This is a genomic window from Thauera sp. JM12B12 (assembly GCF_039614725.1).
Lineage (GTDB): Bacteria > Pseudomonadota > Gammaproteobacteria > Burkholderiales > Rhodocyclaceae > Thauera.
The window spans coordinates 1,655,612-1,669,568 of the sequence record NZ_CP154859.1; the positions used below are offsets into that span (position 1 = coordinate 1,655,612).

Below are 13,957 nucleotides of genomic sequence, written 5' to 3' on the forward strand. Positions count from 1 at the left end.
GCAGAGGCGGCAAGCCGAAGGCCGAGGCCTGACGCCCGTTTGCATCGCTGCGCGGTGGCTGCCCGCCCCGACGCCGACGGCATCATTGGCGCTGGCTGTCACGGCCTCCGAAACGAAGCAGGAGATCGCAGCTGCGGCCCCCCGCAAACCATCGCGAGACAAGGCGCGCGCCGCCGGAAAAGAGAAACGGGAACTCGGACGACACCGGCCTGTGTTCGACGGGCAGCATGCGCGCCGTCCCCAGCTGAGATTCGAGACGCGCGGCGAATTCGGCACCGTAGGCCCGGCAGGCAGACGCGCTGGCGAGGCTCACGCCTGCGTGGCCTGCCGGTACGGCGAGGATCTCCTCGATCCGGCCGAGGCCGTCGGCCATGGCCATCACCGACATCGGCTGCCCGGCGAACTCGAGCACGACGCTCACCTGGTCGCGTTCGTCGCAGCCTGGCCCGATCATGGCGGCCGCGGGGTCGAGCGGCACCGTCCTGCGCGCCGCGTCGCCGAGCGCTACCCCCAGTCGCAGCGGCCCGATGCCGTCCGCCAGCACCTTTGCTGTAACGGGCACCACGCCGGGTGCGGCAAGGGTGGCGGCTGCGGCGGCCAGGCCGAGCGTGAGCAGCCACCTGCGCCGCGCGCAACTCGGGATGCTGCGCAAGGCCGTGAGGCGGATCATTCCGCACTGATGACGCCGCAGAAATGTCGCGGTCCGGCACCGCCGATCGGCTGCGTTGCGTGGTCGTCACGGTTTTCGTGGATCACCAGCGCAGCGCCGTCGGCGTCGAGGATCGCGGCCCTGCCGGCTGCGCCCGCGAGACTGGCGAAGGTCGTGAAGAACTCGGCCTCGGCGCTGCCGTCGGCGTGCACGAACAGGTTCGGCAGGTCGCCGGCATCCGGGCCCTCCGGATTCATCAGCCCGTGCGGCCTGGCACCCGGATTCAGATGGCCCTTGGAGGCGACGAAGCCTGCAGCGCCGTCGTCGCAGGTGCCCACACCATGGATGTGGATCCCTTTCGGACCGGGGGGCAGGCCCTTTGCGGCGACGTGGATGAGCACTCCATGTGCGCTCTCCACGAGGGTCGCTTCGCCGACGGTGACGCCTTGGCGGTCGACGATCTGCGCTCGCGCGCGCTCGGCGCCCAGTGCAGGGCCTGCGAGCAGAACCGCCGCAGCGCCCAATGCGAGAAGTGCAGCCTTGTGCATGTCCGTGTCTCCTCTTGGAATCGGTTGCGCTTTCCCAGCATAGGCGATTGTCGCGCCTGATGCCGACCGCCTGCAGGACGCGCGCCGCCATGAATCGCCGCGCGTGAGTGGCGCGGATTGTGGCGTCGATGCGGGCCAGGGCTTACCATCGGGCCTGGTCCGAGACGGAGAATTTCATGGCTTCATCCCCCGACAGCGTGAGCATGGCGTTGTTCTGCGACTTCGAAAACGTGGCCCTGGGTGTGCGGGACGCGAACTACGAGAAGTTCGACATCAAGCGCGTGCTCGAACGGCTGCTCCTCAAGGGCAGCATCGTCGTGAAGAAGGCCTACTGCGACTGGGATCGCTACAAGAGCTTCAAGGCCGCGATGCACGAGGCCAACTTCGAGCTCATCGAGATCCCGCACGTGCGCCAGTCGGGCAAGAATTCCGCCGACATCCGCCTCGTCGTTGACGCGCTCGACCTCTGCTACACCAAGTCGCATGTCGACACCTTCGTCATCATCAGCGGCGACTCCGATTTCTCGCCGCTGGTGTCCAAGCTGCGCGAGAACGCCAAGCAGGTGATCGGTGTGGGCGTGAAGCAGTCGACCTCCGATCTGCTGATCGCGAACTGCGATGAGTTCATCTTCTACGACGACCTCGTGCGTGACAGCCAGCGCGCGGCGGCAAAGCGCGAGGCGCGCGATAATCCGCCCGCCAGCAGGCGCTCGCCCGAGGAAGACAAGGCGCGGCGCGAGGAACTCGAGGCGCGCCGGGGCAAGGCGATCGACATCGCGGTCGAGACCTTCGAGGCATTGCTTGCCGAGCGCGGCGAGAGCGGCAAGATCTGGTCGTCGATGCTCAAGGAGGCGATCAAGCGTCGCAAGCCCGACTTCAACGAGAGCTATTTCGGCTTCCGTGCCTTCGGCAACCTGCTCGAGGAAGCGCAGACGAGAGGTCTGCTCGAGCTCGGCCGTGACGAGAAGTCGGGGACCTACGTCACCCGTCCGGCGGCGGGTGCGGCGCCGGGCGAGGTCGATGCCGCCACCGAGGAGCGCGCGCATGCCGTGCCGGAGGCGGCAGCGGTGCCCGCCGAGCCGGCGTCGGCCGAAGAGCGTACGCCGCGCGCGGACCGCGAGGCGGGCCGGGGGGGGCGCCGGCGTGGCGGCAAGACCGACGAGGTGAGGGTCGAGGCCGAGGCGGACCTGTCGGCCGTCATGGTGGAGCGCGCGGCGGTGGTGGCGCGCGAGCCCGAGTCTGCGGCGCCCGCGACGGCCGTGGCGGATGAACCTGGCGGCGTGCCGGATGAGCGTCCCGCCAAGACCGCACGCGGCGGTCGTGGTCGTGGGGCGGCGAAGTCGCGCGCGGCTCGGCCTTCGGAAGCGGGGACGGCAGAGGAGGCGACCCCCGTCACCGCTGCGGATGATGGCGGAAGGACGCCTGCCGGTGACCGCCCTGCGGCTGCGAAGCAGCGCGCCGCGGCGAGCGGGCGAGGTGACGAAGGCCGGGCGGACGCGGCCACCGCGCACGCGCCCGTCAATGCGGACTCACCGGCAGCTGACGCGGCACCGCCCGCCACCACGGTCCCGACCGGCACCGGCGAAGCGGCACGGCGCGGCCGGCGTGGTGGCGGACGCGCAGCGAGCAAGCCGGCGAGCGCGGAAGCTGCGGAGCTTGCCGGAGCGGGAGGCGGGCAGGACAAGGGAGCGCCCCGAGCGGGGGCACTGGCAGACACGGCCGCGTCGCGTCCCGCAGCGGGCGACACGGCGGACGCGGAGCCGGGCTCCGCGCCCGCCACGAAGGAGGGCAAGCCAGCCGCTGCGCGCGCACGCAGGCCCCGCAAGCCCAAGGCCGAAGGCGGCGCGTGACTGCGCCCTCTGCGCCCGGCGGCGCTCGCGATCCGGGCGGCCGTTCGGGGCCGGGCTCGAGCAGTGGTGCGGACGCCTTCGACGACGGCGGCGAGCCCCCCGGCCCGCCGCCGTCGATGCTGCCGCCCTGGCCGTATCCGCGCTGGATCGCGCATCGGGGCGCCGGTCGCCTCGCGCCGGAAAACACCCTGGCCGCGTTCGCGCTGGGTCATGCCCTGGGCTACCGCATGTTCGAGTGCGATGTTCGCCTGAGCGCGGACGGGCAGGCCTTCCTGCTCCACGATGACACCCTCGAGCGCACCACGGATGGCAAGGGGGCGGCGCTGGCGCGCACCTGGGCCGAGCTCGCCCGAGTCGATGCGGGCGCCTGGCATTCGCCGCCCTACGCCGGCGCGCGCTTGCCCAGGCTCGACGAAGTGTTGGATTTCTGTGCCCGCCATGACTGCGCTCTGAACCTCGAGCTCAAGCCCGCCCCCGGCGATGCACGGCGTACCGGGGCCACGGTGGCCGCGGAGGTCGCAGAGGGGGCTCGCCATGCAGCAGCGGCGCCGTTGCCCGTGCTGAGCTCCTTCGATGTGGAGGCGCTCGAGGCGGCTTCAACCGTGGCGCCCGCGCTGCCGCGTGCGCTCCTGCTCGAGGGCTTTTCCCCAGGTTGGCTGGAGACGGCGCAGCGGCTGGGGTGCGTGGCGGTGGTGGGCGAGCAGTCGGCGTGGACACCGGAGACCGCGGCCGTTGCCGCGCGCGCGGGCTTGCGCCGGCTGGCCTACACCGTCAATGACGAGGCGCAGGCCTCGCGCCTGCTGGCGCTCGGTCTCGATGGCCTCATCACCGACCGCATCGACCATTTCCGGCCCTGAGTCGCAGGCTCCGTCCGACTGTCCGGAACTCGCCGCAGTGCGCATGCTCTACGGCTCATTCCCACCACCGGCGTGATCTCCATGTCCGCACCCTCCCGTTTCGGCACATTCGCACTCGCCTGTGCCCTCGCCGTTCCCTTCGCGCTGCCGGCACAGGCGCAGGGTGTCGCTACGCAATGCCTGGTCGCGGGTGGGTGGGCGCGCCTCGAGGGGGCCTCGCCGCAACTCGTGGACGGCACAGGCCTGATCCCGGCGATGGCCCAGCGTGCGGTCGTGCTGCTCGGCGAACAGCATGACGACATGGATCACCATCGCTGGCAGCTGCAGACCCTGGCCGCACTGCATGCGCAGCGCCCCGACCTGGTGATCGGCTTCGAGATGTTCCCGCGCCGGGTGCAGCCGGTGCTCGATCGCTGGGTGGCGGGCGAGCTCACCGAGGCCGAGTTCATCGCCCAGAGCGACTGGGGCAAGGTGTGGAGCATGCCGGCCGAGCTGTACCTGCCGCTGTTCCACTTTGCGCGTCTGAACCGGATTCCGATGCTGGCGCTCAACATCGACGCCGCGCTGACGCGGGCGGTTGCGGCGAATGGCTGGTCGAGCGTGCCCGAAGGTGAGAGAGAGGGCGTCGGGCAGGCTGCGCCAGCGCTTCCGGACTACGAGGACTTCCTCTTCGAGATCCATCGCCAGCACGTTGCCGCGCGCGGCCATGGCAGCGCCCGGGCCGGCAAGGCCGGGCGCGACGAGCCGGGCTTCCGCAACTTCGTCGACTCGCAGCTTGCCTGGGATCGCGCGATGGCGGAGGCGCTCATCGCCGGCCGCAAGCGCCATGCCGACGCCAGGGGCGCCCTGCCGCTGGCGGTCGGTATCGTCGGCAGCGGCCATGTGCGCTTCGGCCACGGCATCGCCCACCAGCTGCGCGATCTGGGCGAGAGCAGCATCGGCCAGCTCCTGCCGGTCGGGGCGGACACCCCGTGCGGCGAGTTGCCGACGGGCCTCGCGGACGCCGTGTTCGGCGTGCCCGTCGCGCGGGTGGCGTCGCCCCCGCCGCCGCGACTCGGCGTCGCGCTCGAGGAGCACCCGCGCGGCGTCCGTATCGGCGAAGTCACGCCCGGCAGCCTGGCAGCGCGCAGCGGCCTGAGGCCGGCGGACATCGTCATCGAGGCGGCGGGCGTCGCAATCAGGCGGGCGGGCGAGCTGATCGTTGCGGTGCGCAGGCAGCCGCCCGGGACGTGGTTGCCGCTTCGCCTGGAGCGCGACGGCAAGACGCTGGAGCTCGTGGTGCGCTTCCCGCCCGAGCGCTGACATGGCACCTGCAGTTTCGCCGCGGCGTGCGCCGCGGAGCTCGGGCGCTTCATGGTGGCGGGTGCTGCTCGCGGTGGCGGGCGGGCTGCTCGTCTTGGGGGCTGCGCGTGCCGGCGACGGGTTCCACCCTGATCTGGAGCTGGACCTGGCGCTCGATCCGGCGACGAGGCGACTCGAGGTGCGCGCCGAGCTGCGGCCCGCCGAGCCGGCGTTCCAGTTCGTCCTTCATGAATCGCTCCAGCCCCAGAAGGCCGAGGCCGGTGGCCGTGACCTGCGGCTGCGCGCGGCTGGGCGTGAGGGGCCCTGGCGTGCGTGGCGGGTCGACGTGCCGCCGGGCGCATCCCTGATTCTGCGCTACGCCGGCACGCTGCCGGCGCTCGAGCGCGAGCGCGATCACCGGGCCGTGCTGCAGGCGATGCCGCCCATGGCCTCGAGCGAGGGCAGCTACCTGCCCGCGGGCGCGGGCTGGTATCCGCGTCCGGCCGAGCTGTTCACCTATCGGGTGAGCGTGCGGGTGGCTCAAGGCCAGCCTGCGCTCGTGGCCGGGCGGCTGGAGGAGGAGCACCCGCCGCGCGACGCGTCCGAACCCTACCGGGCGCGATTCGCCTTCGTGCGGCCTACCGACGGCATCGACCTGATGGCGGGGCCGTGGCGGGTGCGGGAACGCCTGGGTGTGCAGGCCGACGGCCGACCCCTGCGGCTGCGCACTTATTTCCCGGTTGCGCTCGACGCGGTGGCGGGCCTGGCGGACGGCTACCTCGCCGACGGCGAACGCTATATCGCGCGCTACGGCGCCCTCATCGGCGCCTATCCCTTCACCGAGTTCTCGGTGGTCGCCAGTCCCTTGCCGACCGGTTTCGGTATGCCCACGCTCACCTACATCGGCGAGCAGGTGCTGCGCCTGCCCTTCATCCGCGCGAGCTCGCTCGGCCATGAGGTGCTGCACAACTGGTGGGGAAACGGGGTCATGGTCGACTACGCGCGCGGCAACTGGTCGGAAGGGCTGACCACCTTCATGGCGGATTACGCGTACAAGGAGGAGGCCTCGCCAGCCGCTGCGCGCGAGATGCGGCTTGGCTGGCTGCGCGACTTCGCGGCGATCCCGGCCGAGCAGCAGCGTGCGCTCGGCGCCTTTCGCTCGCGCACGCATGGCGCCGCTGCGGCGGTGGGCTATGGGAAGGCGGCGATGGTGTTCCTGATGCTGCGCGACACCATCGGAGAGGAGGCCTTCGTGCGTGGGATCCGCCTGTTCTGGGAGACGCAGCGCTTCCGCGTTGCCGGCTGGCCCGAGCTGCAGGCGGCCTTCGAACAGGCCGCGGGGCGGCCCTTGGGCGAGTTCTTCGACCAGTGGCTCAACCTTCCCGGTGGCCCGGAGTTGAGGCTAGAGCGTGCGCACTGGGTCGCCGATGACGACGCGGGGGGTGGTCCCGCTGCCGGGGCCCCGGAGGAGGGCGGGGAGCGGGGGCGCCTGAGGCTCGCGCTGTCTCAGTCGGAGCCGATCCATGCTCTGCGGGTGCCGCTGCAGGTGAGTGCAGGCGGGCGTCGCGAGACGCACTGGGTGGACTTCGACCGGGCGCGCGGTGAGGTCGAGCTGGCGCTGGGGTTCGTCCCCGCGGAGGTACGTCTGGACCCCGAGCTTCGCCTCTGGCGCCGGCCGGAGGCGGCGCAGCTGCCGCCCATCCTGCGTCAGTGGATCGTCGCGCGGACGCCGCGTCTGGTGATCGCGCCGGAGGGGCTGCCGGCTCCGGGTCGGGTCGGTCGCAGCGGCGCGCCGCAGTCTGCTGACCCGACCCTGGTGGCAGCAGCCGACGCACTTGCCGAGCGGCTGTTCGAGCGCCCCGTGCGGCGTGTCGGTGAAGAGGCGCTGAGCCGTGGTGACGACCCGGTGCTGCTGATCGGCACGGCCCCGGCCGTGGCGGGGGTGCTCGCGCGTGCAGGGCTCGCGACCGCCGCGGGCGAGTTGCCGGACGGCGGCAACGCAGGGACTGCTCGCGCGTGGACCGTGCCGCGGCAGGACGGTCCGCCCCTCGCAGTGATCACCGTGCAGGATGCCGGCGCGCTGCAGGCCCTGCTGCGACCGCTGCCCCACTACGGCAGCCAGAGCTGGCTGGTGTTCGACGGCAGCCAGGTGCGTGCGCGCGGCGTGTGGGAGGCGCCCGGGCGAGCCGTCGCCGTCGAACGATGACGCCCGCCGTCCCAGTTGCGTGCCCTGCGCAGCGGAGACGGTTCGGGGCCGGTTGGCAGGTGCAGCATGCGATCGGGTGAGGTCGAGGTCCTCGGCCGTGGTGCTAGACTTGCCGCCCTGACCGACGACTCACGACCGGATCCGCCATGCTGTCACGTCTTGCCGCTTCGACCACCGTCCTCGCCCTGCTGACCGCAGTCACAAGCGCCCAGGCTGACGACGTCGCTTTTGCCACCTGTCTGGCTGGCCTGCGCGCCGACGCGCAGGCCAAGGGCGTGAGTGCGGCGACCTACGATGCGCACACGTCCGGGCTCGCGCCCGATATGGCGGTGATCGGTTTTCTCGACGCGCAGCCCGAGTTCGTCACCCCGATCTGGGATTACCTCGCCGCGCTCGTCGACGAGGAGCGGGTCGCGGATGGCCGCGCGATGCTCGCGCAATGGTCGTCGGTGCTGGCGCGGGTCGAGGCCGAATATGGTGTCGATGCGGCGACCGTGGTTGCGGTGTGGGGCGTCGAGAGCAACTATGGACGCAACTTCGGCAGCCGACCGCTGTTGAATTCGCTGTCCACGCTGGCCTGCTTCGGTCGCCGCCAGGCCTTCTTCCGCGGCGAGTTCTTCACCACCTTGAGAATCATCCAGGACGGCCACGTTGCGCCCGAACGGCTGACCGGTTCGTGGGCGGGCGCCTTCGGGCACACCCAGTTCATGCCCTCGACCTTCATGCGCCTGGCGGTGGATTTCGACGGTGACGGCCGGCGCGACCTCGTCGACAGCGTGCCGGACGCGCTCGCATCGACGGCCAACTTCCTCAAGCGGGCCGGCTGGCGCAGCGATCTGTCGTGGGGCTTGGAGGTCAGTCTGCCGCGTGGGCTGGATGTTTCGGAGGCCGGGCGGCGGAACAAGCAACCGCTGTCGGCATGGGCGGCGCGTGGCGTGAAGCGCATCGATGGGCAGGCATTGCCCGAGGCGGGCACCCCGGCAGGGCTGCTGCTGCCGGCCGGAAAGGACGGGCCCGCCTTCCTGGTGACGCGCAATTTCGATGCGCTCTATTCGTATAACGCCGCCGAGAGCTACGGCCTCGCGATCGCCCACCTGGCGGATCGCTTGCGCGGCGGCGCGCCGTTCGCGACACCGTGGCCGACCGACGATCCGGGCCTTTCGCGTGCCGAGCGGCGCGAACTGCAGCAATTGCTGATCGCGCGCGGCCACGACATCGGCGAGGCCGACGGCATGATCGGCGCGCGCACTCGCGAGGCGCTCAAGCGCGAGCAATCCGCGCTCGGCCTTGCTGCCGACGGGCGCGCGGGGCAGCGCACGCTGCGCGCGCTGCGCGCGACCGCACGTCCTTGACCAGGCGCTGAGGCCTGCGCCTAGGCTGGGGCGCGCCGTCGGTTCGCGCGTTCGACCCGGCGCGCCTCGTCCTTGGCGTCGTCGAGCACCTCCTGCACGTAATCCAGATGGGCGCAGGCGAGGCTGCGCGCGTCTTCGGCGCGGCGGTCCATGATCGCCCGGTACAGCGCCTCGTGCTGTGCCAGCAGCTTGTCGCGCACTTCGCTGCCGTGCGGATGCATGCCGCCGATGTTGGTCACCACGTTGCGCTCGAGCAGCTCGAACAGGCTGCGGATGGTATGCAGCAGTACGGCGTTGTGGCTGGCCTCGGCGATGGCGAGATGAAAGAGCGCGTCGTTGCGCCCCTCTTCCGCGCGGCTGATGCGCCCCTGGCGAAGATAGCTCTCCTGCACGCGCTCGAAGGCTGCCTTGAGGCGCGCGCGGTCGGGCTCCGTGGCGCGCTGCGCGGCGTAGAAGGCGCAGGACCCCTCCAGGGTATGGCGAAACTCGATGAGGTCGCGGTGGGCGTCCGGGCTGTGCTCGAGCAGTTCGATCATCGGGTCGCGGAAGGATGAACCGAGTGATTCGCTGACGAAGGTGCCGCCGCCGTGACGGCTGAGCAGGATGCCGCGCGCAGCGAGTTTCTGGATGGCCTCGCGTACCGAGGGGCGCGAGACGCCGAACTCCTCTGCCAGCGCGCGTTCTGCGGGCAGGCGCTCGCCCGGCCGGAAGACGCCCTCGAGGATCATGGTCTCGATGCGTCCGACGATCTCGTCGGAGAGGCGGCGCTGCTGGACGGGCGTGCTGTTCATGTAGCGTTTTCCTGAAGGGGCGAGCCGGCGGAACCGGGCGTCGCCGGCCAGCGGAATCTAGCGTCCGCCGCGGGCGAGGGCAAGCGTCTGGGGCCGCGGCCCGGGCGGTGTCCGGCGGCGGCATCTTCGGCTCGTCATATGGTCATCGAGAAAATTGATCAATTCGATTGACAGGCCCCGATGCCTCCCCTAGTCTAGTTCAGCAATTGGTTAAGTGGTAAGACCACTGACTGATTATTTTCGAAGGTTTTCCTGGGGAGGGGGTTTCATGTCTGTTGCAGTTGTCACGATCCTGTGTGCCGGCACCCGGCGCCAAACCGGCTGGGCGGGGTGAAGCATGCAGTCGGGTACGCTCGCCTTCCTGGCCTTTTCTCCCATCCTGCTCGCCGCCATCTTGCTCGTGGGGCTGCGCTGGCCCGCCAAGCGCGCCATGCCGGTCGTCTACCTGCTGACCGCCGGCATCGGGCTCTACGTGTGGGACATGAGCTTCAACCGTGTGCTGGCGTCCACCCTGCAGGGGCTTGTGATCACGATCGGGGTGCTGTGGATCATCTTCGGCGCCATCCTGCTGCTCAACACGCTGAAGTATTCCGGCGGGATCACCGCGATCCGTGCCGGCTTCGCCACCATCAGCCCCGATCGCCGCATCCAGGCGATCATCATTGCGTGGCTGTTCGGCTGCTTCATCGAGGGCGCCTCGGGCTTCGGCACGCCGGCGGCGATCGCTGCGCCGCTGCTGGTGGCGATCGGCTTCCCGGCCCTGGCCGCAGTGCTGCTCGGCATGCTGGTGCAGAGCACGCCGGTCTCCTTCGGCGCGGTTGGCACGCCGATCATCATCGGCGTCAATAGCGGTCTCGACACCGCGGCGATCGGCGCCCAGCTCTCGGCGCAGGGCTCGAGCTGGGAGGTCTTCCTGCAGCTCATCACCAGCAACGTGGCGATCATCCATGCCCTGGTCGGCACGGTCATGCCGCTGATCATGGTGCTGATGCTGACCCGCTTCTTCGGTCGCGAGAAGAGCTGGAAGGCGGGTTTCGAGGTGCTGCCGTTCGCGCTCTTCTCGGGCCTGGCCTTCACCGTGCCCTATGCCTTCACCGGCGTCTTCCTCGGCCCCGAGTTCCCGTCGCTGCTCGGCGGTCTGGTCGGTCTGGCGATCGTGACTTCGGCCGCGCGCGTCGGCTTCCTCGTGCCGAAGTCGACCTGGGACTTCGCGCCGGCCAAGGAATGGCCGAGCGAGTGGCTGGGAAGCATCGAGATGAGGCTCGACGATCTGCCCAAGCACCGCCAGATCAGCGTGCTGCGCGCCTGGCTGCCCTACGTCCTGGTCGGAGCGCTGCTGGTTCTGAGCCGCGTGTTCCCCGAGGTCGGCAGCGCGCTCAAGGCCGTCGTGGTCAACTTCCCCAACCTGCTCGGCGAGAAGGGCGTGAGCGCCAACTTCCAGCCGCTCTACCTGCCCGGCGGCATCCTCGTGGCGGTGGTGCTGATCACCGTGTTCCTGCACGGCATGCACGCCCGCTCGCTGGTCAAGGCGGTGGGCGAGTCCTCGCGTGTGCTGCTCGGCGCCGGTTTCGTCCTGCTCTTCACCGTGCCGATGGTGCGCATCCTGATCAACTCGGGCGTCAATGCCGCCGATCTCCCGAGCATGCCGATCGCGATGGCGCAGTGGGTGGCGGACAGCGTGGGCAACGTTTACCCCTTGCTGGCGCCTTCGGTGGGTGCGCTCGGGGCCTTCATCGCAGGCTCGAACACGGTCAGCAACATGATGCTGAGCCAGTTCCAGTTCGGTGTCGCGAGCACGCTCGGGATCTCGGGGGCCTTGATCGTGGCGGTTCAGGCGATCGGCGCGGCCGCCGGCAACATGGTGGCCATCCACAACGTGGTGGCGGCCTCTGCCACGGTGGGCCTGCTCGGTCGGGAGGGCGCCATCCTGCGCAAGACCTTCTGGCCGACGGTGTATTACGTGCTGATGAGCGGCACGGTGGCGATGATCGCCATCTACGTGCTCGGCGTGTCCGACCCGCTGGTCGCCGCGCGCTGACCCCGCGCGGGGGGCGAACCGGCGCTCCCCGTGCAGGCATTCTTTCGCGCAGTCGCGGCCCCGCCGCGGCTGCAATGACTTGCACAACAACGAAATATCGGAGTCGAAGCGCATGAGCCATCTGTCCTCCGCGCCCGCCAACGCCACGCGTGTCGCCCCGCCGCTCGAAGGGGCGCGCGTCTATCCGGCAAGGCCCTCGGACGTCTATCTGTTCGGCACCTGTGTGGTCGATGTGTTCTTTCCCGGTGCGGGCATGGACGCGATCCGCCTGCTCGAGCGCGAGGGCATCCGCGTGCATTTTCCCCAGGCGCAGAGTTGCTGCGGCCAGCCCGCATTCACCTCGGGCTACACCGAGGAGGCGCGTGCGGTGGCGCGTGCGCAGCTCGCGCTCTTCGGCGGCGATTGGCCGGTGGTGATCCCGTCGGGCTCGTGCGCGGGCATGTTCCGCCATCACTACTTCGAGCTCTTCAAGGACGAGCCGGAGACGCTGCAGCAGGTGGAGTCGCTGTCCTCGCGCACCTTCGAGCTGGCCGAGTTCCTGCTGGAAGTGTGCAAGGTGAGCCTCGAGGACAGCGGCGCGCCGGTCAAGGTTGCGTTGCACACCTCCTGTTCGGCGCGGCGCGAGATGAACACCCACCTGCATGGCCGCGCGCTGCTCGCCCAGCTGGCCGGCGTGGAGCGCGTCGATCACGATCATGAGAGCGAATGCTGCGGCTTCGGCGGCAGCTTCAGCGTGCGCATGCCCGACATCTCGGGGGCGATGGTCAGGGACAAGACCAGGGCAATCAAGGACTCGGCAGCGACCGAAGTGGTCAGCGCCGACTGCGGTTGCCTGCTCAACATCAACGGCTGTTTCGAGAAGCAGGGCGATGCGCTGCGCGGCGAGCATCTGGCGAGCTTCCTGCTGCGCCGCACTGCGGCTGCCCCGGGAGGTGCCCGATGAGCACCTTGGGCGGCACCCCCGCCGTGCCGATCACCTTCAAGCGCAACGCACGCGAGGCGCTCGCCGATCCGCAGCTGCGGCGCAATTTTCGCGGTGCGATGGACTTCCTGATGGACAAGCGGCGCAGTCAGTTCCCCGACGGCGACGAGCTCGAGCGCCTGCGCGCCTTCGGCAACCGCGTGCGGGCACGCGCGCTGTCGAAACTGCCCGAGCTGCTCGAGCGTCTCGAGGCCAATCTCACCCGCAACGGTGTGCACGTGCACTGGGCGGAGACGGTGGAGGAGGCCAACGCCATCGTGCATCGGATTGCCGAACGCCACGCGGCCAGGAAGGTGATAAAGGGCAAGTCCATGGTGTCCGAGGAAATGGAAATGAACCATTACCTCGGGGACCGCGGCATCGACTGCCTCGAGTCCGACATGGGCGAGTTCATCGTGCAGCTGCGCGAGGAGAAGCCCTCGCACATCATCATGCCGGCGATCCATCTCAACGCCGGCCAGGTCGCCAAGCTCTTCCACGACAGACTCGAGGTCGAGTACACCGAGGACGTCGACCGCCTGATCCAGATCGGCCGCGAGACCCTGCGGCGCAACTTCTTCGAGGCCGACATCGGCGTCTCGGGCGTGAACTTCGCGATCGCCGAGACCGGCACCCTCCTGCTGGTCGAGAACGAGGGCAACGGCCGCATGTCGACCACCGTGCCGCAGGTGCATATCGCGGTGACCGGCATCGAGAAGGTGGTCGAGAATCTGCGCGACGTGATCCCGCTGCTGTCGCTGCTGACGCGCTCGGCCACCGGCCAGGCGATCACCACCTATGTGAACATGATCTCGAGCCCGCGCAAGCCTGACGAGCTCGACGGTCCGCGGGAGGTGCACCTGGTGCTGCTCGACAACGGCCGCAGCCAGGCCTTCGCCGACGGCGAGCTGCGCCAGACGCTCAACTGCATCCGCTGCGGCGCATGCATGAACCACTGCCCGGTGTACACCCGCATCGGCGGCCACGCCTACGGCACCGTGTATCCGGGGCCGATCGGCAAGATCGTCACCCCGCACATGCTCGGTTTGGACGCCACGCGCGACCTGCCCACCGCGTCCTCGATGTGCGGCGCTTGCGGCGAGGTGTGTCCGGTGAAGATCCCGATTCCGTCCCTGCTGCGCCGGCTGCGCGAGGAGGCGGTGCGCGCGCCGACAGCCGAGCCGCATCACGTGCGCGGCCAGGGCGCGAAGTATTCGAAGAAGGAAACCCTGATCTGGAAGGCCTGGCGCGCGCTCAATACCTCGCCCGCGCTGTACCGCGCCGCAATGTATGCGGGTACGCGCCTGCGCGGCCTGATGCCTGCCGACATCGGCCCGTGGACCGAACATCGCAGTGCCCCGAAGCCGGCTGCACGCAGCCTGCACGAGCTCGCTCGCGAGCATCTCGGCAAAGAATGAGCGACG

General features: G+C 70.0%; 11 protein-coding genes. 8 read left to right on the plus strand and 3 right to left on the minus strand.

Annotation, left to right across the window (positions count from 1 at the left end; all coding sequences use genetic code 11):
* Positions 1–82 precede the first annotated feature (82 nt).
* Both AAG895_RS07425 and AAG895_RS07430 read right to left on the minus strand, forming a co-directional pair.
* Complete coding sequence (locus AAG895_RS07425; RefSeq protein ID WP_345794864.1) at positions 83–670, minus strand: hypothetical protein; 588 nt, start codon at positions 668–670, stop codon at positions 83–85.
* Positions 667–1,197 carry a superoxide dismutase family protein gene (locus tag AAG895_RS07430; protein WP_345794865.1) on the minus strand — a complete coding sequence of 177 codons (531 nt, stop codon included), beginning with the start codon at positions 1,195–1,197 and terminating at the stop codon, positions 667–669. The genes AAG895_RS07425 and AAG895_RS07430 overlap by 4 nt, the downstream gene beginning before the upstream one ends.
* A 176-nt stretch (positions 1,198–1,373) precedes the next feature.
* On the opposite strand from AAG895_RS07430, the gene AAG895_RS07435 reads away from it, so the two are divergent.
* The 5 genes from AAG895_RS07435 to AAG895_RS07455 all read left to right on the plus strand — a co-directional run bounded on the left by AAG895_RS07435 (position 1,374) and on the right by AAG895_RS07455 (position 8,743).
* On the plus strand, positions 1,374–3,047 hold the full coding sequence (locus tag AAG895_RS07435) for an NYN domain-containing protein (RefSeq protein WP_345794866.1): 1,674 nt from the start codon (positions 1,374–1,376) through the stop codon (positions 3,045–3,047).
* The gene (gene ugpQ / locus AAG895_RS07440; protein WP_345794867.1) at positions 3,044–3,904 is read left to right on the plus strand and encodes a glycerophosphodiester phosphodiesterase; all 861 of its coding nucleotides are present in this window, start codon (positions 3,044–3,046) and stop codon (positions 3,902–3,904) included. The genes AAG895_RS07435 and ugpQ overlap by 4 nt, the downstream gene beginning before the upstream one ends.
* An 81-nt stretch (positions 3,905–3,985) precedes the next feature.
* A complete protein-coding gene (locus AAG895_RS07445; protein ID WP_345794868.1) occupies positions 3,986–5,206 on the plus strand; it encodes a ChaN family lipoprotein in 1,221 nt (406 codons plus the stop codon).
* A 1-nt stretch (position 5,207) separates the two neighbouring features.
* The gene (locus tag AAG895_RS07450) at positions 5,208–7,391 is read left to right on the plus strand and encodes a M1 family aminopeptidase (RefSeq protein ID WP_345794869.1); all 2,184 of its coding nucleotides are present in this window, start codon (positions 5,208–5,210) and stop codon (positions 7,389–7,391) included.
* 146 nt (positions 7,392–7,537) lie between these two features.
* Entirely contained in the window at positions 7,538–8,743 is a 1,206-nt protein-coding gene (locus AAG895_RS07455) for a lytic murein transglycosylase (protein ID WP_345794870.1), read from the plus strand.
* Between the two features lie 20 nt (positions 8,744–8,763).
* On the opposite strand, the gene AAG895_RS07460 is transcribed toward AAG895_RS07455, so the two are convergent.
* On the minus strand, positions 8,764–9,534 hold the full coding sequence (locus AAG895_RS07460) for a GntR family transcriptional regulator (RefSeq protein WP_345794871.1): 771 nt from the start codon (positions 9,532–9,534) through the stop codon (positions 8,764–8,766).
* Positions 9,535–9,871: 337 nt separating this feature from the next.
* Between AAG895_RS07460 and AAG895_RS07465 the strand changes: the two genes are divergently transcribed.
* The 3 genes from AAG895_RS07465 (at position 9,872) to AAG895_RS07475 (ending at position 13,951) form a co-directional block, all read left to right on the plus strand.
* The gene (locus AAG895_RS07465) at positions 9,872–11,572 is read left to right on the plus strand and encodes an L-lactate permease (RefSeq protein WP_345794872.1); all 1,701 of its coding nucleotides are present in this window, start codon (positions 9,872–9,874) and stop codon (positions 11,570–11,572) included.
* A gap of 112 nt (positions 11,573–11,684) precedes the next feature.
* Complete coding sequence (locus AAG895_RS07470; protein WP_345794873.1) at positions 11,685–12,515, plus strand: (Fe-S)-binding protein; 831 nt, start codon at positions 11,685–11,687, stop codon at positions 12,513–12,515.
* Entirely contained in the window at positions 12,512–13,951 is a 1,440-nt protein-coding gene (locus tag AAG895_RS07475) for a LutB/LldF family L-lactate oxidation iron-sulfur protein (RefSeq protein WP_345794874.1), read from the plus strand. The genes AAG895_RS07470 and AAG895_RS07475 overlap by 4 nt, the downstream gene beginning before the upstream one ends.
* Positions 13,952–13,957 lie beyond the last annotated feature (6 nt).

Bases quoted from the DNA above. Each gene is read 5' to 3' on its own strand.
- AAG895_RS07425 (WP_345794864.1), bottom strand. From the start codon at position 670: ATGATCCGCCTCACGGCCTTGCGCAGCATCCCGAGTTGCGCGCGGCGC.
- AAG895_RS07430 (WP_345794865.1), bottom strand. From the start codon at position 1,197: ATGCACAAGGCTGCACTTCTCGCATTGGGCGCTGCGGCGGTTCTGCTC.
- AAG895_RS07435 (WP_345794866.1), top strand. From the start codon at position 1,374: ATGGCTTCATCCCCCGACAGCGTGAGCATGGCGTTGTTCTGCGACTTC.
- AAG895_RS07445 (WP_345794868.1), top strand. From the start codon at position 3,986: ATGTCCGCACCCTCCCGTTTCGGCACATTCGCACTCGCCTGTGCCCTC.
- AAG895_RS07450 (WP_345794869.1), top strand. From the start codon at position 5,208: ATGGCACCTGCAGTTTCGCCGCGGCGTGCGCCGCGGAGCTCGGGCGCT.
- AAG895_RS07455 (WP_345794870.1), top strand. From the start codon at position 7,538: ATGCTGTCACGTCTTGCCGCTTCGACCACCGTCCTCGCCCTGCTGACC.
- AAG895_RS07460 (WP_345794871.1), bottom strand. From the start codon at position 9,534: ATGAACAGCACGCCCGTCCAGCAGCGCCGCCTCTCCGACGAGATCGTC.
- AAG895_RS07465 (WP_345794872.1), top strand. From the start codon at position 9,872: ATGCAGTCGGGTACGCTCGCCTTCCTGGCCTTTTCTCCCATCCTGCTC.
- AAG895_RS07470 (WP_345794873.1), top strand. From the start codon at position 11,685: ATGAGCCATCTGTCCTCCGCGCCCGCCAACGCCACGCGTGTCGCCCCG.
- AAG895_RS07475 (WP_345794874.1), top strand. From the start codon at position 12,512: ATGAGCACCTTGGGCGGCACCCCCGCCGTGCCGATCACCTTCAAGCGC.